This is a genomic window from Belnapia sp. (genome assembly GCF_059504005.1).
The window spans coordinates 52527-73323 of sequence record NZ_JCACHU010000069.1; the positions used below are offsets into that span (position 1 = coordinate 52527).

A 20797-nucleotide genomic window follows, 5' to 3' on the forward strand; every position below is an offset into this window, starting at 1 on the left:
AATTATCAGGGCTCTTTGTCGACCACCGGTTGTGGCTGCCGGCCGGCCGTCGCCGCATCCATGCAGGTATCGCAGCCGGTTTGATTGCGGCAGCCGCTTGCGGCCGGACAGCGGCGAGGTGGGCAGGGGTCCCGGCCGGGGCGCCGGCCCGGAACGCAGGCGGGCCGAAGCCGACCCGGAAAGCCTGGCCTGCCGCTCCGACGAACCGTTGCCTGCCGCCTGCGCCGTCGCCCGCCGAGGCGCCTTCGCCTGGGAGGCGGAGGTCACGGCCGCGCCGCGCTGACCTCCGCCTCGATCGCCGCCAGCAGCCGCGCCGGAAAATGCTGCGGAATGCCCTGGCCGATCAGGACGACGCGCGTCCGCCTGTCGCCGCCGGGCCAGGCCGGCAGCCATTCCGGCGGATGCACCACATGTTGGATGGCATGCACCACCATCGGCCGCGCCGGCTCCTCCGCCAGCGCCACCAGCCCCTTCAGCCGCAGCAGCTTCGCTCCTGAATGCTCCGCCAGCGCCTGCATCCAGAGGGTGAGCGCCAGCGCCGGCACCGGCGCCTCCCGCTCGATGACGATGCTGCCGACGCCCTTGCTGTGCACGGCCTGAGCATCCTTCGGCACCGCCGGATCGCCCGGTGCGAAGAGCCAGCCCGGCTCCACCGCCCCACGCGCCGCCGCCCGCAGCGGGAGGCCCGGCTGCAACCCATGCACCGCCCGCTCCACCGCCGCCGCATCGCCGAGATCGGGCTTCGTCACCAGCACCCGGTCCGCCAGCATCACCTGCCGCCGCGCCTCCGGATGCCGCTCCAGCACCGCCGGCCCGACCAGCGCATCCACCAGCGTCACCAACGCCTGCAGCCGATGCGTCTCGGCGACCGGCGCCTCCGTCATCAGCGCGTGCAGGATCGGCGCCGGATCGGCGAGGCCCGAGGTCTCCACCAGCACGCGCCGATAGGCCGGGACCTCCCCTGCCGCCCGGCGCCGGGCGAGGTCCATCAGCGTCGTGCCGAGATCGGTCCGCACCAGGCAACAGAGGCAGCCGGTCGAGACATTGACCAGCACCTCCTCGCTCGCCGCCAGCAGCTCATGGTCGAGCGCCACCTCGCCGAACTCGTTGACGATCACGGCGCTGTCCGCCCAGGCCGGGTCGCGCAGCACCTGCCGCAGCAGCGTCGTCTTCCCCGCCCCGAGGAAGCCGGTGACGACGGAGACCGGGATCACGCCCCGGCCACGCGCAGCCGGCGCGCCTCGCCCTCGCCGGCGCCGACCGCATTGCGCAGCCCGCGCAGCAGCCCGGAGACAGAGGTGCATGGCCGCCGCTGCCCCGCCCGCTCGATCCACCAGCGGATCGGCGCATCCTCCCCGGCCGCCGCCGTGACGCGCAGCCCGTGCGCCTCCAGAGCCACGCCCCCCTCGGCGATGGCGACACGCCCCGGCACCTCCCACAGCGCCAGCGCATCCGCCACCAGGTCACGCAGTTCCGGCGGCGTCACAGCGCGGCGCCGGCCCTGATCTCCTCGGGAATGCGGCGCGGGATCCATTCGCCGCCCCGGTCGTCGCCCAGCCAGCGCTCGCCCTCGACGACGATCTTGCCGCGCAGGATGGTCATGGCCGGCCAGGCATCCACCTGGCGACCCTCCCAGGGCGAGTAGTCGCTCTCATGCATCGCCTCGGCCCGGACCTCGCGCCGCAGCGCCGAGTCGAGGATGCAAATGTCGGCATCCGCCCCGGGCGCGATCGCTCCCTTGCGCGGATACATCCCCATGATCCGCGCCGCATTGGTCGAGACGGCATCGACGAACTGCCGAAGCGAGAAGCCGCGCTTGCCCACCATCTCCGAATACATCACCGCCACCCGCGGCTCGACGCCCGAATTGCCACCGGTGGTGTCGTCGATCCGCCGCCCTTGCGTCTTCACCGCCAGCGAGCAGCAGAGCTCGTCGGTGGCGATGCAGCTGATCGTCCCGTCCATCGCCCCGCGCCACAGCTCGTCCTGGTCCGCCTGCGACTTCAGCGAGGGATAGGTGTGGTACATCTGCCCGTTCGGCCGCCGGTAGTCCTCCTGCGTGTAGAGCATGTACTGGTGCAGGCTCTCGCCATAGGCCGGCTGGTCGCGCGCCCGCGCCTCACGGATCGCCCGCACGCCGTCGGCGGCGGAGACGTGCAGCATGTAGAGCGCCGTCCCCGGCACCTTCTCCGCCAGCCGCAGCACGCGGCGGAAGGAGAGGTCCTCCGACAGCGTGTTGTGCACCTCCGCCATGTTCTCGAAGCCCGCGCGGCCCTCGCGGAAGAGCTTCGCGTACATGTGCATGACGATGTCGTTGTCCTCGGCATGGATGACGCCGAGCCCACCCTTCCGCGCGAGCACCTGGAAGACCTCCCAAATGTCGCCGAAATCGACCATCCGCCCCTTGCGGCTCGGGGTGATGTCGGTGGTGAAGATCTTCACCGTCGCATGCCCCGCCTCGATCGCCTCGGCGAGCTGCCCAGGCACCTCGGGCGGCAGGTCGCCCTCCACCATCGTGTGCAGCGCCCAGTCGCAGGCGCAGCCATCCGCGCGCCAGGCCGCCATCCGCTCCTCGATCGCGCCGTGGACGGTCTTGCCGTGCATCCAGCGGGTGAAGTCGATGATCGTCGTCGTCCCGCCGAACAGCGCGGCCTTGCCAACGACCGAGGGTCCCTGGGTCAGAGTCGGCGCCCCATCCGGCACCACCACCGGCCAGAGGCAATGGGTATGCGGGTCGATCCCGCCCGGCATGACGATCTTGCCCGTGGCATCGACGACCCTCACTCCCTCCGGCACCGGAAAGCCGCCCCGCTCGGCCACGGCGACGACCTTGCCGCCCCCGATCGCCACATCCGCTGCGCCGACCGCATGCGGGGTGACGACGCAATCCCCGCTGATGACAAGATCGATCATCACCGCCCTCCCTCGCCGCCGAAGACCTGCGCCCGCCGCTCCAGGTAGCGCGGCACCACATCCGGATTGATGACCCGCGGCGGCAGGCGCCCCTCGGCCGCATCGGCGAAGGCGAGCGCCGCGATGCGGGTGATGTTCGCCCGGCTCTCCTGCGTGACGCCCGCGGTGTGCTGGGTGAGGATGACATTATCCATCTGCAGCAGCGGATGCGAGGGCGGCGGCGGCTCCTGCGCCCAGACATCGAGACCGGCACCGGCCAGGTGCCCGGAGGCCAGCGCCTCGGCGAGGGCCGGCTCGTCATGGATATGCCCGCGCGCCGTGGTGACGAAGATGGCGCCCCGCTTCATGCGCGCGAAGCTTCCGGCATCCATTAACCCCCGGCTTTCGCCCGAGAGCGGCAGGTGCAGGCTGACGACGTCGCTCTCCGCGAGCAGCTCCTCCATCGCCACCTTCCTCGCGCCCCGTGCCGCGACCGTCTCCGCATCGAGATAGGGGTCGCAGGCCAGCACCGTGCAGCCGAAGGCGAGCCGGACGATCTCGGCGACCCGCGTCCCGACATGGCCGATGCCGACCAGCCCGACCGTGCGCCCGCGCAGTTCCCGCCCCATCAGCGCCTCGCGCCTCTGCGCCCGCCCGGTCCGCATCGCCGCCTGCGCCTCCGGCATGCGCTTCAGCAGCGCCAGCATCATGCCGACCGCGTGCTCCGCGACTCCCTCCGCATTGCCGCCCGCCTGGTTGACCAGCAGCACCCCCGCCCGCGTGCAGGCGGCGGAGTCGACCGTGTCGTAGCCCGCCCCCGTGCTGCCGACCATCAGCAGCCGCGGCAGCGCCGCCAGCAGCTCATCGGTGACATGGAAGCGCAGCGGCAGCTCATCCCGCGAGGCCATGCAGTAATACCCGTCCATCCCGGCCAGCGCCGCCAGCACATCCTCCTCCGGCTGGTCGAGCGGGATCCGCACCAGCTCCAGCGCCGCGCAGCCGGCGGCGGTTTCGAGAAAGGCCTGGTGCGGCAGGTGGGAGAGGTAGCCGACACGGAAGCGGCGCATGGCGTTTCCCTTGATGGTGCTTGCCCCGGTTGTATCCCCCGCCGCCCCGGGCGAAAACCCGCCCCTGACCTGTCCGGGGACGGCGGCGTGACATTCGGGATAGCCATCGTGGTGCTCGGCGGCGCGTTGGCCGGCTTCATCCAGGGCGTCTCCGGCTTTGCCTTCGGCCTGGTGGCGATGGCCTTCTGGTCCTGGTCGCTGGAGCCTGCGGTCGCCGGCCCGCTCGTCGTCTTCTGCTCGCTGGTTGGCCAGGCCATGGGCCTGCGCCTGCTGAAGCTCTCCGCCATCCCCCGCGCCATCCCCTTCATCCTGGGCGGGCTGCCCGGCGTGCCGGTCGGCGTGCTTCTGCTGCCGATGGTCGACCCGCGCCTCTTCCAGGCCGGGCTAGGCGCGCTGCTGATCCTCTGGTGCCCGGCCATGCTGCTGGCCGCACGGCTGCCCCGCGTCACCTATGGCGGGCCCGCCGCGGACGGCGTCGCCGGCTTCCTCGGAGGGGTGATGGGCGGGCTCGGCGGCCTGCCCGGGCCGATCCCGACCCTCTGGTGCGTCCTCCGCGGCTGGGACCGGGCGACGCAGCGGGGCGTCTTCCAGCTCGTCTTCCTGACGATGCATGTCGCAACGATGGCCGGCTATCTGCTGACCGGCACCGTCTCCGCCCGCGCGGCCTGGCTGTTCCCGGTGATGCTGCCGATCGTCATCGCCACGGCGCTGCTCGGCGCTGCCGCCTATCGCCGGCTGGGCGATGTCGGCTTCCAGCGGATCGTGCTCGCCCTGCTGGCGGCCTCCGGCGCGGCGCTGCTGGCGGGAAGCCTGCCGAAGCTGCTCGGTTAGCCGGGAACCGCGACCGCCCCCTGCATCAGCCGCCGCTGGGTGCGGAAGACGACGGCACTCTCCGCATGCCACCCCTCGGGCCGCCGCTCCACCTCGGCCCCCACGGTCAGCATCCCCGAGGGATGCGCCACCCGGGTCTCCACCGGCCGCTCGCCGCGCCCGGCCAGCGCATGGGGGATGCTCCCCTCCACCCGGCAGGCGACGGCCAGCGCCATCGCGCCGGTCATCGGCACCGCCCGGTGCGGCCGCTCCATCGACAGCATCCGCACCGTCACGTCATGCGAGCCGGGGTCGAGCACCGCTCCGTCCAGCGTGCACGCCGGCTGCGGCCCGGCGACGAGGGCGATGCGCGGCGCCGCCAGCCCCACCCCCTCCGGCGCCGCGGCGAGGCCCATCGCCACCCCCGCCACCCGCCGGATGCGGTCGAGCAGCGCCATGAGGTCGGCCCGCGCCTCGATCTCCTCCGGGCTCTCGCCGCCCGTCATCCCGACATCCCGCGCATCGATGAAGGCGGCCGGGTTGCCCGCATCGATCAGCGTCGCCCGGACCGAGCCGAAGCCCTCGACCTCCAGCACGTCGGCGACGCGCCCCGTCGGAAACAGGCCTGCGGTCTGCGTCCCGCCCGGCGCCAGGAAGTCGAGCCTGATCCGCGCCCCGGTCCCGGCGACGCCGGCGATGGCGAAGTCGCCCCGCACCTCGGCGCGGCCGTCGCGCACCGGAAAGCGGGCATGGATGACCTTCCGCGTGTTCACCTGGTGGATGCGCACCAGCGCCTCGCCATCCGCGGCGCGCACCAGCAGCCCCTCATCGACGGCGAAGGGTCCGACCGCGGCTGACAGGTTCCCGCAATTCCCCTTCCAGTCCACCGCCGGCCGGTCCACGGCGACCTGGGCGAAGGTGTAGTCCACATCCGCCTCCAGATGCGTCGGCGGCCCGATGATGACGGCCTTGGAGAGCGATGAGATGCCGCCCCCCATCCCGTCGAGCTGCCGCCCATAGGGGTCGGGGCTGCCGAGCACCGCGAGGAGGATCGGGTCGAGCGCAGGCCGCTCCGCCGGCAGGTCCCGCGCATGGAAGAAGACGCCCTTCGAGGACCCGCCCCGGATGAAGGCCGCCGGAATCAAGCGCTGAGTCATGCCGCCACCTTCTGCCCCTGCAGCACGCGCCACACCTTCTCCGCCGTCACCGGCATGTCGATATGCCCGATGCCGAGGGCATCGCAGACCGCCGAGACGATCGCGGGCGGCGCCCCGCAGGACCCGCCTTCGCCCGCGCCCTTCACCCCGAGGTCGTTGTTCGGGCAGGGCACCACATGGAAGCCGAGCTCGAAATCCGGCGCGTCGGAGGCACGCGGCATGCAGTAGTCCTGGAAGCTCGCCGTCAGGAACTGCCCGCTCTCCCGGTCGTAGACCGCGTGCTCGAGCAGCGCCTGGCCGACCCCGCTCATGATCCCGCCATGCGACTGGCCATGCACCAGCATCGGGTTGATGACATTGCCCACATCGTCGACGGCGGCGTAACGCGCGAGCGAGACCTGCCCGGTCTCCGGGTCGATCTCCACCTCAGCCACATGGCAGCCATTGGGGAAGTTGCATTCGGTGTTGCGCGTGTAGAGCAGCTGCTCGTCGAGCCCCGGCGCCTCGCCCTCCGGCGGGTCCTGCGCGAGCTCGTAGACCCGGTCCCAGCCGACGCGGAGGTCGGTGCCGGCGACGCGGAAGACGCCGCCCTCGAACTCCACGTCGTCGACGGCCGCCTCGAGCAGATGCGCCGCCAGCCGCCGCCCCTTGGCCACCACCAGCTCCGCCGCCCGCGCGACGGCGACGCCGCCCATCTGCGAGCTGCGCGACCCGCCGGTCCCGTTGCCCGCCTCGACGACATCGGTGTCGCCCTGTACCAGCCGCACCCGGTCGAAATCGACGCCGAGCCGGTCGTGCAGCACCTGCGCATAGGCCGTCTCATGCCCCTGCCCGTGGCTGAAGGTGCCGACGGTGACGGCGACCGTTCCATCCGGTTGGAAGCACACCCGCGCCCATTCGCTCGGCTGCCCGCCCGAGGCCTCGATGAAATAGCCGAGCCCGATCCCGCGCAGCCGGCCACGCGCCCACGCCTGCGCCCGCCGCGTCGGGAAGCCGTCCCAATCCGCGAGCGCCATGGCCCGCGCCTGGGTCTCGGCGAAGAGCCCGCTGTCGATCGCATTGCCGACGACGTTCACGTAGGGGATCTGCTCCGGCCGGATGTAGTTCCGCCGCCGGATCTCCTCCCGCCCGATCCCGAGCTCCGCCGCGCCCAAGTCGAGCAGCCGCTCCAGCACATAGGCCTGTTCCGGCCGCCCCGCCCCGCGATAGGCATCGGTCGGCGAGGTGTTGGTGAAGACGCAGCTCACCTGCGCATTCAGCGCCTGGATGTCGTAGACCGTGCCCATGATCCGCGCCCCCGCGACGGTCGGCACCCTTGGCCCGAAATCCTGCAGATAGGCGCCCATCGCCGCGAAGGTGCGGATGGCGACGCCGGTGATCCGCCCCTCCGCATCGAAGCCCATACGCGCCCGCGTCACATGGTCGCGCCCATGCGGGTCGCAGAGGAAGGTCTCGCTCCGGTCGCTCACCCACTTCACCGGCAGCCCGACCCGCCTGGCCGCCCAGAGCACCATCCCGCTCTCCGGATGGATCTTCCCGCGCAGCCCGAAGCCGCCGCCGACATCGGGCGAGACGACCCGGACCTGCTCCTTCGGCACATTCAGGATCAGCCGCGCCAGCCCGTCCTGCACGCGCATCACGCCCTGGGTCGGCGAGTGCAGCGTGTACCGCCCCGTCGCCGCGTCATACTCGCCGATGGCGACCCGCGGCTCCATCGGATTGCCGACCAGGCGGTTGTTCACCAGCTCGATCGAGACCACCCGCGCCGCCCGCGCCAGCCCCGCCTCGGCCTGCGCCTCCCGCCCGCTGTCCCAGAGCACGCAGAGATTGCTGCCATTCTCCTCCCAGAGCAGCGGCGCCCCCGGCTCCAGCGCCGCGCCCGTCTCGGTGACGCTCGGCAGGATGTCGTACTCCGCCTCGATCAGCTCGGCCGCGTCCTGCGCCTGCTGCCGCGTCTCCGCGACCACGAGCGCCACCGGGTCGCCGACGAAGCGCACCTTCCGCGTCTGCAGGATCTCCCGCGGCGTCGGGAACAGCTTGGTCCCGCCCTTGCCCGGCACCTCCACCATCACCGGGAAATGCCCGATGCCATCCTTCGCGGCGTCCATGCCCGTGAGCACCGCAAGCACGCCCGGCGCCGACCACGCCTCCACCGTATCGACCGAGACGATCCGAGCATGCGCATGCGGCGAGCGAAGCACATAGGCATGGACCTCCCCGGGCCGGCTGATATCGGCCGTATAGGTCCCCCGCCCGGTCAGCAGCCGCACATCTTCCTTCCGCCGCACCGGCTGCCCGATCCCGAACTTGTCCATGGACGCGCGTCCTCCCTTGCGCGCCAGCAAACCCCCGCCATCCCTGGCTGTCGAGAGGGGGTAGCGCCCGCGCCCGATCCGGGGCACCAATCGGGGAAGGGAGAACGTCCATGCCCAGCCTGCAATTCCCGCTCCGGGACACGCCCGCGGAGGCGCCCACCCTCCGCGCCGAGCTCCGCGCCTTCCTCGCCGAGGCCGGGCGCGACTGGCCCCCCATGGTCCCCGCCTATTCCTGGATGGGCTTCGACCGCGACTTCTCCCGCGAGGTCGGTAAGCGCGGCTGGATCGGCATGACCTGGCCCAGCGCCTATGGGGGAGGGGAGCGCACCGCCCTCGAACGCTACGTCGTGCTGGAGGAGATGCTGGCCGTCGGCGCCCCCGTCGGCGCCCATTGGATCGGCGACCGGCAATCCGGCCCCCTCATTCTCCGCCTCGGCACCGAGGAGCAGCGGCGGGAGTTCCTCCCCCGCATCATCCGCGGCGAGCTGGCCTTCGCCATAGGCCTCTCCGAGCCCGACAGCGGCTCCGACCTCGCCAGCCTCCGCACCAAGGCCGAGAAGGTCCTCGGCGGCTGGAAGGTTAATGGTCGCAAGGTCTGGACCAGCAGCGCCCATCGCTGCGACTTCATGATCGCCCTGCTGCGCACCGCCCCGGCGCCGGACCCCAAGGCGAAGCATCAGGGCCTCAGCCAGTTCCTGGTCGATCTCCGCTCCTCCGGCCTCGCCGTCCGTCCGATCCTCGACCTCGCCGGGCAGGACGGCTTCAACGAGATCACCTTCGACGACGTCTTCGTCCCCGACAGCATGCTGGTCGGCCAGGAGGGCAATGGCTGGGAACAGGCGACCGCCGAGCTCGCCTTCGAGCGCGCCGGGCCGGAGCGCTACCTGTCCTCCCTCCCGCTGCTGACCGCGGCGCTCGACGACCTCCGCGCCGAGCCCGCCGCGCCGGAGGCGGTCGGGCGGCTGCTCGCCCGCGCCGCCACCCTCCGCCAGATGTCCCTCTCCGTGGCCGGCATGCTGGAGGATGGGCAGACGCCCGCCCGCGAGGCCGCCCTCGTCAAGGATGCCGGCAATGACTACGAGCAGGCCCTGCCGGAGGCCATCCGCGGCCTGGTCGACCCTGCCCGCACGCCGCCGCAGGTGATCGAGATGCTCGGCCTGATGACCATGGTCGCCCGAAGCTACAGCTTGCGCGGCGGCACCCGCGAGATCCTGCGCGGCATCATCGCCCGCCAGCTGGGGCTCCGCTGACATGAGCGACATCCGCGACATGCTGGTCGAGCAGGTGGACCGCCTGCTCGCCGACCGCGCCGAGCCCGCCACCCTCCGCGCCGCCGAGGCCGGCACCTGGCCCGAGGCGCTCTGGGCGGAGGCCGAAGCCCTCGGCCTGCCCCTCGCCCTGGTCCCCGAGGGGATGGGCGGCACCGGCCTCGGCTGGGGCGATGCCGTGGCGCTCTGGCAGGCCCTCGGCCGCCATGCCGCGCCCATCCCGCTCGGCGAGAGCATGGCCGCCGCCGCCCTGCTCGCCGGCGCCGGCATCACGCCGCCCACCGGCTTCATCGCCCTCGGCCTGCCCGGCGAGGCCGTGGCCTGGGGCCGCCGCGCCGCCCATCTCGCCCTCGCCCCGGGCGGCGAGGCCGCGCTCCACGCCCCGGCCGAGTGGCGGCAGGGCAGGGGCCTCATCGCCCGCGAGCCGGCCGACCGGCCCATCCTCGGGGCGCCCCTGGCCGAGGGCCGCTTCCCCGCCGCCTATGGCCCCGACGCGGCCCTGCTGGCCGGCGCCCTGCTGAACGCCGCCCGCATCGCTGGCGCGCTCGAGACGGTGCTGGCGATGACCGTCGACTACGCCAATACCCGCCGCCAATTCGGCCGCGCCATCGGCGGCTTCCAGGCCGTGCAGCAGCTGCTGGCCCGCTGCGCCGGGGAAGTGGCGGCGGCCGGCGTCGCCGTCGCCAATGCCGGCCGCGCCGCCGATCGCCGCGGCCTCGCCGGCGCCGAATTCGAGATCGCCGCCGCCAAGGTGGTCGCCGGCGAGGCGGGCGGCACGGGCGCCGAGATCGTCCACCAGGTCCATGCCGCCATCGGCTTCACCGACGACCACCCGCTCCATCTCTTCACCCGCCGCATCTGGGCCTGGCGCGACGGCGCGGGGCCGGAGCGGCTCTGGGCCCGCCGCATCGGCGACGCCGCGCTCGCCCGCGGCGGCGCCAACCTATGGGCCGACCTCACCAGCCGCGACGAGGAACCCGCCGCATGAGCGACTACGTCACCTATGAGCAGGACGGCCCGGTCGTCACCCTCACCCTCAACGCACCCGAGCGCCGCAACGCCATCTCCACCTTCGCCGATTGCGATGCGGTGGTCGCGGCCGTCCACCGCGTCAACCGCGACCGCTCGGTGCGCGCCGTCATCCTCACCGGCGCCGGCACCGCCTTCTGCGCTGGCGGCGACCTAAAGGCGATGCGCGACCGGCGGGGGATCATCGAGGGCAGCCACGCCGACCTCCGCGAGAATTACCGCCGCGGCGTCCAGGCCATGGCGAACGCCCTCTACGACTGCGACGCGCCGACCATCGCCGCGGTGAACGGGCCTGCCATCGGATTGGGCCTCGATGTCGCCTGCATGTGCGACATGCGCATCGCCTCCGAGAAGGCGAGCTTCGCCGAGAGCTTCGTCAAGGTCGGCATCGTCCCGGGCGATGGCGGCGCCTGGCTGCTGCCGCGCGTCGTCGGCATGTCCGTCGCCTGCGAGATGAGCTTCACCGGCGACCTGCTGACGGCGCAGGAGGCGAAGGAGGTCCGCCTCGTCTCCCGCGTCGTCCCACATGAGGGGCTGATGGAGGCCGCCCAGGCGCTCGCCGGCCGCATCGCCGCCAACCCGCCCGAGATGGTGCGGATGACGAAGCGCCTGCTGCGCGAGGGCCAGCACACCCGCCTCTCGACGCTGCTCGAGATGTCGGCCGCCTTCCAGGCCCTCGCCCACAGCACCGAGGACCACAAGGAGGCGGTGAGCGCCATGTTGGAGAAACGGAAGCCGAGCTTCACCGGGCGCTGAGCGGGAAGGGGGCTACTCCCCCTCCACCCGCATCGCCCGGCCCATCAGGTCGAGCGCCTCGCCCTGCACGCGCTCCATCAGCTGGGCCAGCTCCTCGGCCGTCTCCAGGCCGAGTTGCCGGGCCTGGTCCAGCATGGCGAGCATCGCCGCCGCCTGGGCGGATCCGGCATCGGCCGCGGCCACCCGCCGCGCCGCCTCGTTCATCTCCTCGAAGGTGCGCCGGCTGACCGCCGCCTGCTGCGCGGCCGCGCTTTGCAGCCAGCCGAGCGCCAGCCGGTGCGTCGCCGCCATCATCTCGAGCCCGTGGCGGTGCAACGCCATCAGGTCCGGCGGTTCCGGAACCAAAGGCTGGAAGCCCCGCCGCACCGATCCTTCCATGACCGCCTCGTACCGTTCCGACCCTGCACTCGCGCAAGCTTGCCGGAAACCAGAGGCCCGGCGCCAGCGCGAAATGAACGGGGCGGCGCCACGCCGCGTTGCCGGCCCATCATCAGGACGAGGCGCGCCACCATGGATCATCTTCCGGAAATGCTCCGCAGCCAGCCCCACCAGCCCTCGGCGATGGCGGCGATCGAGCGCTGCATCGCCGCCTGCTATGACTGCGCCCAGACCTGCACGAGCTGCGCCGATGCCTGCATGTCCGAGAAGGACCCAGCGAAGCTGCTCTACTGCATCCGCCTCGACCTCGACTGCTCGGACATCTGCACCGCGACCGGCCGCATCGTCTCCCGCCTGACCAAGCCGAACCGCGCCCTGACGGAGGCCGCGCTCGAGGCCTGCATCATCGCCTGCGGCGCCTGCGGCGACGAATGCCGCGAGCATGCCGAGATGCACGCCCACTGCCGCATCTGCGCCGAGGCCTGCGACGCCTGCGCCGAGGCCTGCCAATCCCTTCTCGACGCCATGCAATAGGAGGCCCGGGCCATGGCGAAACAGTCGAAGCCCCAGCGCGAGACGATCGAGCGGGTCATGCGCGAGTTCAAGGAAGGCGAGCTGGAGACGAGCCGCGGCGCCCCCGTCCGCTCCCAGCGCCAGGCCGTCGCCATCGCCCTGCACGAGGCCGGCGCCTCGCGCGACGAGACCCCGGCGCGCAACCGCCGCAACCTCCGGCACACCAAGGCCCGCGAGCAGGACAGCGGCCAGAGCAAGGCGGCGCTGCTGGCCGAGGCCCGGCGCCGCAACATCCCTGGCCGCTCCACGATGGACAAGGCCGCCCTGGTCCGCGCCCTCAACGCGCATTAGCCGAAGCGCGGAGGACGGTGCTAGCCTTGGCCCTCCCGCAGCGGAGAGCCGAGACGATGCCCGACGCCAAGATCGCCCCCAACCTTCCGGGATGGATGCTGGAGCACATCAACCGCTACCTCTCAAGCGGCGGCACCGACGGTCACATGTACACGGTCACGCCCCCCGGCTATGCCGAGATGACCGTCCCTTCGCTGCTGCTGACGACCATCGGCCGCAGGTCGGGCGAGCGCTTCATCTTCCCGCTCTTCTACGGCCGCGCGGGCGATGGCTACGTCATCGTCGCCTCCAAGGGCGGCGCGCCGGACCACCCCGGCTGGTACAAGAACCTGCTCGCCCATCCGGAGGCCGAGATCCAGGTCGGCACGGAGCACCGGCGCGTCCGCGCCCGCACCGTCTCCGGCGAGGAGCGCGCCCGTCTCTGGGATCTGGCCCTGACCTTCTGGCCGCCCTATGCCGACTACGCGAAGAAGACTGACCGGGAGATCCCGGTCGTCGTCCTCGACCCAGTGAACTGAAGCAAGCTACGCGGCGCCGATCCCCTGGCGCCGCGCCCCGACCAGCCCCTGCTCGACGGCGAGCTCGGCGATCTGCACCGCATTCAGCGCCGCACCCTTGCGCAGGTTGTCGGCGACGCACCAGAAGGCGAGCCCATGCGGCACCGTCGGGTCGCGCCGCAGCCGGCTGACGAAGACCGCATCCTCGCCCGCCGCGTCGACCGGCGTCACATACCCGCCGTCCTCGCGCTTGTCGACGAGCTGCAACCCCGGCGCGTCGCGCAGCGCTTCGATCGCCTGCTCGACGGTGATCGGCGCCTCGAACTCCACATGCAACGCCTCGGCATGGCCGACGAAGACCGGCACGCGGACGCAGGTGGCGATGACGGCGATGTCGGGGTCGAGGATCTTCCGCGTCTCCACGGCCATCTTCCACTCCTCCTTCGTCTCGCCGTCCTCCTGGAAGACGTCGATATGCGGGATGACGTTGAAGGCGATCGTCTTGGGGAACTGCTCCGGCACCGTCGCATCGTTCACGTAGATGGCGCGGGTCTGGTTGAAGAGCTCGTCCATCCCCTCCTTACCCGCGCCGCTCACCGACTGGTAGGTCGAGACGACGACGCGCCTGATGCGCGCGATGTCGTGCAGCGGCTTCAGCGCCACCACCATCTGGATGGTCGAGCAGTTCGGGTTGGCAATGATGCCCCGCTTGCCCAGCCGCTTCAGCGCCTGCGGATTGACCTCCGGCACCACCAGCGGCACATCGTGCTCCATCCGGAAGCGGCTGGTGTTGTCGATCACCAGACATCCGGCGGCGGCCGCCCGCGGCGCATGCACCGCCGAGATCGCCGCCCCCGGCGAGAACAGCGCGAGATCCGTCCCCTTGAAGTCGAAGCTGTCGAGGCTCCGCACCTTCAGCACCGATTTCTCGCCGAAGGAGACCTCCGCCCCCACCGACCGCGCCGAGGCCAGTGCCACCACCTCGCGGACGGGGAAGTCCCGCTCCGCCAGGGTCTTCAGCATCTCGCGCCCCACCGCTCCCGTGGCGCCGACGACCGCGACCCTGTAGCTCATGCCCTGCTCCTTGCCTCACGACGCTGCGCGCTTTCTGGGGATGGCGGCCGCGCTCTTCAAGCTTGCCCGATGAGCGCCGCCGCCTCACAATCCCCGCGCGACCATTTCGTACGGAGGATATCATGGCCTGGAAGAAGCCGCGGGTGACCGAGATCTCTCTCGCCCTCGAAATCAACTGCTACGCCTGCGCCGACATCGGCTGATCCGTTCGCATTCCGCAACGCCGTGCCGGGGCAGCCCCTGCACGGCGTTGTCGCGAGAAGCCGGTCACGCCCATGTCATCCCGCCGCCGCCGCTTGTCCGCGCATGCTCTCGCCGAGCGAACCGCCACCCAGGGCGGAAGCGGAGAGGGGACCCATGAAGCACTTTGCCATCCTGCTCGGAGCCGCCATTGCCGTGGCCGCACCAGCCATGGCCCAGCAGAACCAGGCGCAGCCGGGCCGGGCGACGACCAATACCGGCGGCGCCGTCCCCGGCGAGACCAACCCGGCCGTCCGTCCGCCGCCTGCCGGCGCCGTGCCCAATGCCGGCCAAAGCAACCTCGACCGCCTCGGCCAGTTCCAGATGACCGGCACCTCGATGCAGATCGAGACGGTCCCGCAGGACGGTCGCCGCGCCGACGCGCTGCGCCGCAACCTCGAATCCATCCGCATGCCGGACGGCTTCCGCATCGAGCTCTACGCCGTCGTGCCGGATGCCCGGCACATCGCGGTCGGTCCCTCCTCCGGCGTCGTCTTCGTCGGCACGCGCAAGCAGCGCGTCTGGGCCATCACCGACCGCGACCGGGACCGCGTGGCGGATGAGGTGAAGGTCTTCGCCCCGTCGGTGCAGTTCAGCGTCCCGAACGGCCTCTGCTTCTCGCCCGACGGCTTCCTGCATGTGGTCGAGCACAACCGGGTCATCTCCTTCCCCGCAGCCGAGTTCTTCTACGAGACGCCGGATGTCGCCGCCGAAATCGTGGTCCCGCAGGGCAGCCTGATCCCCGCCGCGGAGGAGAGCTTCAACCACGGCGCCCGCGTCTGCCGCATTGGGCCCGACAACAAGCTCTACATCTCGCTCGGCCAGCCCTTCAACGTGCCGGCGCCGGCGAAGATGGAGCTCTACAACCGGGTCGGCATCGGCGGCATCGTGCGGATGGACCGCAACGGCCAGAACCGCGAGGTCTATGCGCGGGGGATCCGCAACAGCGTCGGCATCGCCTTTCGCCCGAACACCAGCGAGCTGTGGTTCACCGACAACCAGGTGGACGGCATGGGCGACGACACCCCGCCGGGCGAGCTGAACCGCATCACCGCGGCCAACCAGAATTTCGGCTTCCCCTGGTATGGCGGCGGCACCGTCCGCACCAACGAGTACCGCACCGCGCAGCCGCCGGCCGAGACCGTCCCGCCCGTGGTCGAGACCGCGGCGCACGCCGCCGATCTCGGCCTCACCTTCTATGAGGGCCGGATGTTCCCGGAGGAGTATCGCGGCGCCATCTTCAGCGCCCAGCACGGCTCCTGGAACCGCACTACGCCGATCGGCGCCCGCATCATGGTGACCTTCCTCAACCAGGACGGCACCGTACGCGAGCACAAGCCCTTCGCCGAGGGCTGGCTCGACGCCGAGACCAACGAGTATCTCGGCCGCCCGGTCGACGTGGCGATGCTGCGCGACGGCTCCCTGCTGGTCTCCGACGACATGGCCGGCGCGGTCTACCGCATCTCCTACGACCGCCGGCGCTGATGCGCCTGGCGCTCCTGGGGCTGGCCCTCGTCCTGGCCAGCCCCGCCCTGGCACAGGAAGGCGACGCCCGCGCCGGCCGTCGCCTGGCCGGCGGCCGCTGCGCCGTCTGCCACGGCAATGACGGCATCGCCGTGCAGCCGGACGCGCCCAACCTCGCCGGCCAGAATCCCGCCTATCTCGCCGAGCAGCTCCGCGCCTTCCGCGACAAGGTGCGGATGCATGAGCAGATGAACCTCATGGCGGCAGCGCTCAGCGAGGCCGACATCGCCAACCTCGCCGCCTGGTACGCCGCCATCGAGGTGACGGCGACGCCTCCCGGGCGCTAGAAGAGGGGATGCTCCGCGCCATCGTCCTCGGCGCCGCGGCCGGCGGCGGCTTCCCGCAATGGAATTCCGCCGGCCCCGGCTGCCTCCGTGCCCGCGCCGGCGACCCCGCCGCGCGCCCCCGCACCCAGGCCTCGCTGGCGGTCACGGCCGATGGCGAGCGCTGGGTGTTGGTCAACGCCTCGCCCGACCTCCGCGCCCAGCTCCAGGCGACGCCCGCCCTCCACCCGCGCCCGAGCGGCGGCGCCATCCGCCACTCCCCCATCGCCGCCGTGGTGCTGACCGGCGCTGAGGTCGACACCATCGCCGGCCTGCTGACGCTGCGGGAGCGGCACGCCTTCGCGCTCTACGCCGCCCCGCAATCCCTCGATGTGCTGGCCGCCAACCCCATCTTCCTCGCGGTGAACCCCGAGCTCGTCCCGCGCCGCTCGCTGCCGCTCGATGAGCCCATGCCGCTCACCGGGGCGGATGGCGCCCCGCTGGGCCTCACGGTCGAGGCCTATGCCGTCCCCGGCAAGATCCCGCTCTTCGCCGAGCAGGGCAGGGACCCTGGCCGCGCCGATGAGGGCGAAACCATCGGCCTCCGCCTCTCCGCGCATGGCCGCAGCCTCCACTTCATCCCCGGCTGCGCCGCGATGACAGCCGCGCTCGCCGACCGTCTCCGGGGCGCCGACTGCCTCTTCATCGACGGCACCCTCTGGCGCGACGACGAGATGATCGCCGCCGGCGCCGGCCCCAAGACCGGCGCCCGCATGGGCCATATGAGCATCGACGGGCCCGACGGCGTCCTCGCCGCCTGCCGCGACCTCGCCATCCGCCGCCGCATCCTCATCCACCTGAACAACACCAACCCCGTCCTGCTGGACGACAGCCCCGAGCGCGCCGCGGTCCAGGCCGCCGGTTGGGAGGTCGCCGAGGACGGCATGGAGGTCACCCCATGACCGACGCCCTGCTCCTGCCGGAGGAGCTGCACGCCCGCCTGGAGGCGATCGGCGCCGAGCGCTACCACGTCCACCACCCGTTCCATCACCTGCTGCATGGCGGTCGGCTGACCAAGGCCCAGGTGCAGGCCTGGGCACTGAACCGGTACTACTACCAGGCCAGCATCCCGGCGAAGGATGCCTCGCTGCTGGCCCGCCTGCCGACGCCCGAGCTCCGCCGCGAATGGCGCCGCCGCATCGTCGACCACGACGGCGACGGCACCCATCCCGGCGGCATCGAGCGCTGGCTGAAGCTGACCGACGGCCTCGGCCTCGACCGCGGCTACGTCGTCTCGCTGGAGGGCCTTCTGCCCGGCACCCGCTTCGCCGTCGACGCCTATGTCAACTTCGTCCGCACGCGCTCCGTGCTTGAAGCCGTGGCCTCGTCGCTGACCGAGATGTTCTCCCCGGCGATCATCTCCCAGCGCGTCTCCGGCATGCTCCGCAGCTACGACTTCGTCTCCCAGGAGACGCTCGCCTATTTCACCCCCCGCCTGACCCAGGCCCCGCAGGATGTCGACTTCGCCCTGTCCTATGTGAAGCGCGAGGCCCGCACCCGCGCCGAGCAGGAGCAGGTCCTCGCCGCCCTCCGCTTCAAGTGCGACTTGCTCTGGGCCCAGCTCGATGCCCTCCACTTCGCCTATGTCGAGCCCGGCTTGCCGCCCCCGGGCGCGTTCCGGCCATGACGCCGGACAGCATCCCGAAATTGGCCCGCGGCATGAAGCTCCGCGAGGACAAGGCCCGCGCCCAATGGATCGTCCTCGGCCCGGAGCGCATGTTCGTCCCGGACGAGATCGCCCTCGAGATCCTTCGCCTGCTTGACGGCCAGCGCAGCCTCGCCGCCATCGCCGACGACCTCGCCGCACGCTTCTCGGCCCCGCGCGACGAGATCCTGGCCGACATCGCCGGCCTGTTGGATGATCTGGCGGCCAAGGGCGTCGTCACCGCCTGACCCGCCGCGGGACGCCCGGCCTTGGCCGTCACGGCTGCCCGGTCATCGATTAGGGCGTCCCGCTGCCACGCGACCCGCCAGACTCCGCCATTGGCGAGAGCCTGCCCGGCTTCGACGTCCGCGCCGCCTGGGACGGGTCGGAGGGCTTCGGCCGCCGCCTCCACGGCGCGGCTGGATGCCAGGGGCCCCGCAGCTGTGCCAGGGTCGAGCAGCGCCGGGGCGGCTCCCGCTCCCGACCCTTCGCGCCGACCGGCGACGCGGCGGCGACCGAACCTGCCTGCGCCCTTTCGCCTCATCATGCGTTGCTCGCCGTGGCGCTCGACGCCCCGGACCGGGCAGGGGAGGGATTCACCTGCCGCGAGCCCGGCCGCTTGCCACCTGCCCTCGCGGTCCCACCTCTCACCTGAACCACGGAGACCCAAGCCATGTTCATGCGCGCCGCCGCCACCACCGCAGCCGCTGCCACCACCACCGGCATGATCTTCGCCAGCTTCGCCTTCCTCACCGGCGTCGGGGTCGGCGCGGCCGCGATCGGCGGCGCCTACCTCGCCCGCAAATCCATGAAGCGCCGGAGCAGCTGGAAGGACGACACCAGCAGCATGATGCCGGCCGACCCGATGCCGGATGCGGGCGAGGGGGCCACCGGCATCAACCCGATGTAGCGCCGTCATGGCCGGGCCAGGCCCGGCCATGCACGCTCAGTCCGGGATCAGCGCCGTCGCCTCGATCTCGACCCGCGCCTCCGGCTCCACCAGCGCCACCACCTGCACCAGCGTCATCGCCGGGAAATGCCGGCCCATGACGGCGCGATAGGCAGGCCCGAGCGCGCGCAGGCTGTCCCGGTACTCCGCCATGTCGGTGACGTACCAGGTCATCCGGCCGATATGCTCGGGCCGGCCGCCGGCCTCGGCCAGCACGGCGAGGATGTTGCGCAGCGCCTGATCCACCTGGCCGACGAAGCCCTGGGCGAAGCGCCCCTCCGCGTCCCAGCCGATCTGCCCGCCGAGCAGCACGGTCGTCCCGCGCCCGGCCATGCCGTTCGCATAGCCCTTCGGTGGCGGCCAGCCGGGCGGCTGGAGGGTCTCTAGGCTCACGCGACAACTCCCTGGCGCAAGGCGAAGCGTTGCAGCTTGCCGGTTTCCGTCCGCGGCAGCTGCCCGACGAACTCGACCTGGCGCGGATACTTGTAGGGGGCGATTTCCGCCTTCACATGGTCCTGCAGCGCCCTGACCAGCGCCGCATCCCCGGCCGCGCCGTCCTCGAGCACGACGAAGGCCTTCACCACCATCCCGCGCTCGTCGTCCGGCACGCCGACCACGCCGCATTCCCGCACCATCGGATGCGTCAGCAGCGCCGCCTCCACCTCGGGCCCGGCGATGTTGTACCCGGCCGAGATGATCATGTCGTCGCTGCGCGCCTGGTACCAGAAATAGCCGTCCGCATCCTGGATGTAGGTGTCGCCGGTGATGTTCCAGCCATCCTCGACATAGCGGGCCTGCCGCGGGTCGTCGAGGTAGCGGCAGCCCGTCGGCCCCCGCACCGCGAGCCGCCCCGGCTCGCCGCGCGGCAGCTCCGCCCCGTCCGGCCCGATCACCTTCGCCTCGTAGCCCGGCACCGGCAGCCCCGTCGCGCCGGGCCGGATCCGCTCCTCGGGCGCGGCGATGAAGATGTGCAGCATCTCGGTCGCCCCGATCCCGTCCATCAGCGGCAGCCCGGTCGCCGCCCGCCACGCCTCGAAGATCGGCTTCGGCAGGGCTTCCCCCGCCGAGACGCATTTCCGCAAGCTGGACAGGTCATGATCGCTGGCCTTCGCCGCCATCGCTCGGTAGGCCGTCGGCGCGGTGAAGCAGACCGTCGCCCGGTGTCGCGCGATCGCCGGCAGCAGGTCATCCGGCGAGGCCCGCTCCAGCAGCACCGCCGTCGCCCCCACGCTGAACGGGAACAGCACCAGCCCGCCGAGCCCGAAGGTGAAGGCCAGCGGCGGCGAGCCGATGAAGACGTCGGCGGGCTCCGGCCGGAGCACCTCCCGCCCATAGGCATCGCAGATCGCCAGCATGTCGCGGTGGAAATGCAGCGTGCCCTTCGGCTCCCCGGTGGTGCCCGAGGTGAAGCCGATCAGGCAGATGTCGTCGGCGGCGGTGTCGCAGGCGGCGAACTCCGCGCTCTCCGCCGCGCAGAGCCCTTCCAGCGCCCCATCCCCCCAGTGCAGCACATGCCGGAGGTCCGGCGCCTCCGCCTCCGCCAGGGCATCGCGCAGCCGCACGTCGCAGAGTGCGTGGGTGATCCTGGCCTTCCGCAGCATCTGCCCGAGCTCCTTCGCCCTGAGCAGCGGCATGGTGGCGACGACGATGCCGCCCGCCTTTAGCACCGCGAAATAGGCCGCGACCATCCAGGCCGTATTGGCGCCGCGCAGCAGCACCCGGTTGCCCGGCACCAGCCCCGTGCGGTCGACGAGGACGTTGGCGATGCGGTTCACCCGCTCCGCCAGTTGCGCATAGGTCAGCGTCTCCGCCGGCGTCACCAGCGCCGGATGATCCGCCCGGCTCGCCAGGTTCCGCTCGAGCAGCACGCTCGCGCAATTGAGCCGTGCCGGATAGCGCAGCTGCGGCAGGGTGAAGCGGAATTCCGGCCACTGGTCCCGCGGCGGCAGGCGCTCCCGCGCGAAGCCGTCGATATGCGCCGAGACGGTCTCCATCATCATGCCATCCAT

Annotated in this window: 24 protein-coding genes; 14 read left to right on the top strand and 10 right to left on the bottom strand. The window is 71.9% G+C overall.

Annotated elements, in window-relative coordinates; translation table 11 throughout:
* Positions 1-263: 263 nt before the first annotated feature.
* Genes AC5JJ1_RS10550 through AC5JJ1_RS10565 form a run of 4 tightly spaced genes read right to left on the bottom strand, consistent with a single transcriptional unit; the run spans position 264 to position 3959 of the window.
* The gene (locus tag AC5JJ1_RS10550; RefSeq protein WP_495785075.1) at positions 264-1214 is read right to left on the bottom strand and encodes a CobW family GTP-binding protein; all 951 of its coding nucleotides are present in this window, start codon (positions 1212-1214) and stop codon (positions 264-266) included.
* Positions 1211-1486 carry a hypothetical protein gene (locus tag AC5JJ1_RS10555; RefSeq protein WP_495785076.1) on the bottom strand — a complete coding sequence of 92 codons (276 nt, stop codon included), beginning with the start codon at positions 1484-1486 and terminating at the stop codon, positions 1211-1213. The genes AC5JJ1_RS10550 and AC5JJ1_RS10555 overlap by 4 nt, the downstream gene beginning before the upstream one ends.
* Entirely contained in the window at positions 1483-2913 is a 1431-nt protein-coding gene (locus AC5JJ1_RS10560; RefSeq protein WP_495785077.1) for an amidohydrolase family protein, read from the bottom strand. Before AC5JJ1_RS10560 ends, AC5JJ1_RS10555 begins: the two co-directional genes overlap by 4 nt.
* The gene (locus AC5JJ1_RS10565; protein ID WP_495785078.1) at positions 2913-3959 is read right to left on the bottom strand and encodes a hydroxyacid dehydrogenase; all 1047 of its coding nucleotides are present in this window, start codon (positions 3957-3959) and stop codon (positions 2913-2915) included. The genes AC5JJ1_RS10560 and AC5JJ1_RS10565 overlap by 1 nt, the downstream gene beginning before the upstream one ends.
* 171 nt (positions 3960-4130) lie before the next feature.
* Between AC5JJ1_RS10565 and AC5JJ1_RS10570 the strand changes: the two genes are divergently transcribed.
* Positions 4131-4790: a sulfite exporter TauE/SafE family protein gene (locus AC5JJ1_RS10570; RefSeq protein ID WP_495785169.1), complete on the top strand. Its 660-nt coding sequence runs from the start codon at positions 4131-4133 to the stop codon at positions 4788-4790.
* Here AC5JJ1_RS10570 and AC5JJ1_RS10575 read toward each other — a convergent pair.
* Entirely contained in the window at positions 4787-5926 is a 1140-nt protein-coding gene (locus AC5JJ1_RS10575) for a 2-methylaconitate cis-trans isomerase PrpF family protein (protein WP_495785079.1), read from the bottom strand. The genes AC5JJ1_RS10570 and AC5JJ1_RS10575 overlap by 4 nt on opposite strands.
* Positions 5923-8241: a xanthine dehydrogenase family protein molybdopterin-binding subunit gene (locus AC5JJ1_RS10580; RefSeq protein WP_495785080.1), complete on the bottom strand. Its 2319-nt coding sequence runs from the start codon at positions 8239-8241 to the stop codon at positions 5923-5925. Before AC5JJ1_RS10580 ends, AC5JJ1_RS10575 begins: the two co-directional genes overlap by 4 nt.
* Positions 8242-8351: 110 nt before the next feature.
* Here AC5JJ1_RS10580 and AC5JJ1_RS10585 point away from each other — a divergent pair, with 110 nt between their 5' ends.
* Genes AC5JJ1_RS10585 through AC5JJ1_RS10595 form a run of 3 tightly spaced genes read left to right on the top strand, consistent with a single transcriptional unit; the run spans position 8352 to position 11294 of the window.
* On the top strand, positions 8352-9491 hold the full coding sequence (locus AC5JJ1_RS10585) for an acyl-CoA dehydrogenase family protein (RefSeq protein ID WP_495785081.1): 1140 nt from the start codon (positions 8352-8354) through the stop codon (positions 9489-9491).
* Position 9492: 1 nt separating this feature from the next.
* Positions 9493-10497: an acyl-CoA dehydrogenase family protein gene (locus AC5JJ1_RS10590; protein ID WP_495785082.1), complete on the top strand. Its 1005-nt coding sequence runs from the start codon at positions 9493-9495 to the stop codon at positions 10495-10497.
* Positions 10494-11294: a crotonase/enoyl-CoA hydratase family protein gene (locus AC5JJ1_RS10595; RefSeq protein WP_495785083.1), complete on the top strand. Its 801-nt coding sequence runs from the start codon at positions 10494-10496 to the stop codon at positions 11292-11294. Before AC5JJ1_RS10590 ends, AC5JJ1_RS10595 begins: the two co-directional genes overlap by 4 nt.
* A gap of 12 nt (positions 11295-11306) precedes the next feature.
* On the opposite strand, the gene AC5JJ1_RS10600 is transcribed toward AC5JJ1_RS10595, so the two are convergent.
* On the bottom strand, positions 11307-11615 hold the full coding sequence (locus AC5JJ1_RS10600) for a hypothetical protein (RefSeq protein WP_495785084.1): 309 nt from the start codon (positions 11613-11615) through the stop codon (positions 11307-11309).
* Positions 11616-11804: 189 nt separating this feature from the next.
* Here AC5JJ1_RS10600 and AC5JJ1_RS10605 point away from each other — a divergent pair, with 189 nt between their 5' ends.
* Genes AC5JJ1_RS10605 through AC5JJ1_RS10615 form a run of 3 tightly spaced genes read left to right on the top strand, consistent with a single transcriptional unit; the run spans position 11805 to position 13054 of the window.
* Positions 11805-12206 (top strand): four-helix bundle copper-binding protein, encoded by a 402-nt coding sequence (locus tag AC5JJ1_RS10605; protein ID WP_495785085.1) that lies wholly within the window; start codon positions 11805-11807, stop codon positions 12204-12206.
* Between the two features lie 12 nt (positions 12207-12218).
* Positions 12219-12536, top strand: coding sequence for a DUF6496 domain-containing protein (locus AC5JJ1_RS10610; RefSeq protein ID WP_495785086.1), 318 nt, complete (start codon positions 12219-12221; stop codon positions 12534-12536).
* Between the two features lie 56 nt (positions 12537-12592).
* Entirely contained in the window at positions 12593-13054 is a 462-nt protein-coding gene (locus tag AC5JJ1_RS10615) for a nitroreductase family deazaflavin-dependent oxidoreductase (RefSeq protein ID WP_495785087.1), read from the top strand.
* A 6-nt stretch (positions 13055-13060) separates the two neighbouring features.
* On the opposite strand, the gene AC5JJ1_RS10620 is transcribed toward AC5JJ1_RS10615, so the two are convergent.
* Positions 13061-14107 carry an aspartate-semialdehyde dehydrogenase gene (locus tag AC5JJ1_RS10620; protein WP_495785088.1) on the bottom strand — a complete coding sequence of 349 codons (1047 nt, stop codon included), beginning with the start codon at positions 14105-14107 and terminating at the stop codon, positions 13061-13063.
* A gap of 122 nt (positions 14108-14229) precedes the next feature.
* On the opposite strand from AC5JJ1_RS10620, the gene pqqA reads away from it, so the two are divergent.
* The 7 genes from pqqA to AC5JJ1_RS10655 all read left to right on the top strand — a co-directional run bounded on the left by pqqA (position 14230) and on the right by AC5JJ1_RS10655 (position 18749).
* Complete coding sequence (gene pqqA / locus AC5JJ1_RS10625) at positions 14230-14310, top strand: pyrroloquinoline quinone precursor peptide PqqA (protein WP_495785170.1); 81 nt, start codon at positions 14230-14232, stop codon at positions 14308-14310.
* A gap of 154 nt (positions 14311-14464) precedes the next feature.
* Positions 14465-15832: a PQQ-dependent sugar dehydrogenase gene (locus AC5JJ1_RS10630; protein ID WP_495785089.1), complete on the top strand. Its 1368-nt coding sequence runs from the start codon at positions 14465-14467 to the stop codon at positions 15830-15832.
* The gene (locus AC5JJ1_RS10635) at positions 15832-16158 is read left to right on the top strand and encodes a c-type cytochrome (RefSeq protein ID WP_495785090.1); all 327 of its coding nucleotides are present in this window, start codon (positions 15832-15834) and stop codon (positions 16156-16158) included. The genes AC5JJ1_RS10630 and AC5JJ1_RS10635 overlap by 1 nt, the downstream gene beginning before the upstream one ends.
* An 8-nt stretch (positions 16159-16166) precedes the next feature.
* Positions 16167-17096 carry a pyrroloquinoline quinone biosynthesis protein PqqB gene (gene pqqB / locus AC5JJ1_RS10640; RefSeq protein WP_495785091.1) on the top strand — a complete coding sequence of 310 codons (930 nt, stop codon included), beginning with the start codon at positions 16167-16169 and terminating at the stop codon, positions 17094-17096.
* Positions 17093-17821 (top strand): pyrroloquinoline-quinone synthase PqqC, encoded by a 729-nt coding sequence (pqqC, locus tag AC5JJ1_RS10645; protein WP_495785092.1) that lies wholly within the window; start codon positions 17093-17095, stop codon positions 17819-17821. Before pqqB ends, pqqC begins: the two co-directional genes overlap by 4 nt.
* On the top strand, positions 17818-18087 hold the full coding sequence (gene pqqD / locus AC5JJ1_RS10650; protein WP_495785093.1) for a pyrroloquinoline quinone biosynthesis peptide chaperone PqqD: 270 nt from the start codon (positions 17818-17820) through the stop codon (positions 18085-18087). The genes pqqC and pqqD overlap by 4 nt, the downstream gene beginning before the upstream one ends.
* A gap of 425 nt (positions 18088-18512) precedes the next feature.
* Positions 18513-18749, top strand: coding sequence for a hypothetical protein (locus AC5JJ1_RS10655; RefSeq protein ID WP_495785094.1), 237 nt, complete (start codon positions 18513-18515; stop codon positions 18747-18749).
* 36 nt (positions 18750-18785) lie between these two features.
* Here AC5JJ1_RS10655 and AC5JJ1_RS10660 read toward each other — a convergent pair whose 3' ends face one another.
* Entirely contained in the window at positions 18786-19181 is a 396-nt protein-coding gene (locus AC5JJ1_RS10660) for a RidA family protein (RefSeq protein WP_495785095.1), read from the bottom strand.
* Positions 19178-20797: a benzoate-CoA ligase family protein gene (locus tag AC5JJ1_RS10665; RefSeq protein ID WP_495785096.1), complete on the bottom strand. Its 1620-nt coding sequence runs from the start codon at positions 20795-20797 to the stop codon at positions 19178-19180. Before AC5JJ1_RS10665 ends, AC5JJ1_RS10660 begins: the two co-directional genes overlap by 4 nt.

Excerpts from the sequence above, each read along its gene's own strand:
- AC5JJ1_RS10560 (WP_495785077.1), bottom strand. The coding sequence starts at position 2,913 with ATGATCGATCTTGTCATCAGCGGGGATTGCGTCGTCACCCCGCATGCG.
- AC5JJ1_RS10565 (WP_495785078.1), bottom strand. The coding sequence starts at position 3,959 with ATGCGCCGCTTCCGTGTCGGCTACCTCTCCCACCTGCCGCACCAGGCC.
- AC5JJ1_RS10575 (WP_495785079.1), bottom strand. The coding sequence starts at position 5,926 with ATGACTCAGCGCTTGATTCCGGCGGCCTTCATCCGGGGCGGGTCCTCG.
- AC5JJ1_RS10580 (WP_495785080.1), bottom strand. The coding sequence starts at position 8,241 with ATGGACAAGTTCGGGATCGGGCAGCCGGTGCGGCGGAAGGAAGATGTG.
- AC5JJ1_RS10585 (WP_495785081.1), top strand. The coding sequence starts at position 8,352 with ATGCCCAGCCTGCAATTCCCGCTCCGGGACACGCCCGCGGAGGCGCCC.
- AC5JJ1_RS10590 (WP_495785082.1), top strand. The coding sequence starts at position 9,493 with ATGAGCGACATCCGCGACATGCTGGTCGAGCAGGTGGACCGCCTGCTC.
- AC5JJ1_RS10595 (WP_495785083.1), top strand. The coding sequence starts at position 10,494 with ATGAGCGACTACGTCACCTATGAGCAGGACGGCCCGGTCGTCACCCTC.
- AC5JJ1_RS10600 (WP_495785084.1), bottom strand. The coding sequence starts at position 11,615 with ATGGCGTTGCACCGCCACGGGCTCGAGATGATGGCGGCGACGCACCGG.
- AC5JJ1_RS10605 (WP_495785085.1), top strand. The coding sequence starts at position 11,805 with ATGGATCATCTTCCGGAAATGCTCCGCAGCCAGCCCCACCAGCCCTCG.
- AC5JJ1_RS10610 (WP_495785086.1), top strand. The coding sequence starts at position 12,219 with ATGGCGAAACAGTCGAAGCCCCAGCGCGAGACGATCGAGCGGGTCATG.
- AC5JJ1_RS10615 (WP_495785087.1), top strand. The coding sequence starts at position 12,593 with ATGCCCGACGCCAAGATCGCCCCCAACCTTCCGGGATGGATGCTGGAG.
- AC5JJ1_RS10620 (WP_495785088.1), bottom strand. The coding sequence starts at position 14,107 with ATGAGCTACAGGGTCGCGGTCGTCGGCGCCACGGGAGCGGTGGGGCGC.
- pqqA (WP_495785170.1), top strand. The coding sequence starts at position 14,230 with ATGGCCTGGAAGAAGCCGCGGGTGACCGAGATCTCTCTCGCCCTCGAA.
- AC5JJ1_RS10630 (WP_495785089.1), top strand. The coding sequence starts at position 14,465 with ATGAAGCACTTTGCCATCCTGCTCGGAGCCGCCATTGCCGTGGCCGCA.
- AC5JJ1_RS10635 (WP_495785090.1), top strand. The coding sequence starts at position 15,832 with ATGCGCCTGGCGCTCCTGGGGCTGGCCCTCGTCCTGGCCAGCCCCGCC.
- pqqB (WP_495785091.1), top strand. The coding sequence starts at position 16,167 with ATGCTCCGCGCCATCGTCCTCGGCGCCGCGGCCGGCGGCGGCTTCCCG.
- pqqC (WP_495785092.1), top strand. The coding sequence starts at position 17,093 with ATGACCGACGCCCTGCTCCTGCCGGAGGAGCTGCACGCCCGCCTGGAG.
- pqqD (WP_495785093.1), top strand. The coding sequence starts at position 17,818 with ATGACGCCGGACAGCATCCCGAAATTGGCCCGCGGCATGAAGCTCCGC.
- AC5JJ1_RS10655 (WP_495785094.1), top strand. The coding sequence starts at position 18,513 with ATGTTCATGCGCGCCGCCGCCACCACCGCAGCCGCTGCCACCACCACC.
- AC5JJ1_RS10665 (WP_495785096.1), bottom strand. The coding sequence starts at position 20,797 with ATGGATGGCATGATGATGGAGACCGTCTCGGCGCATATCGACGGCTTC.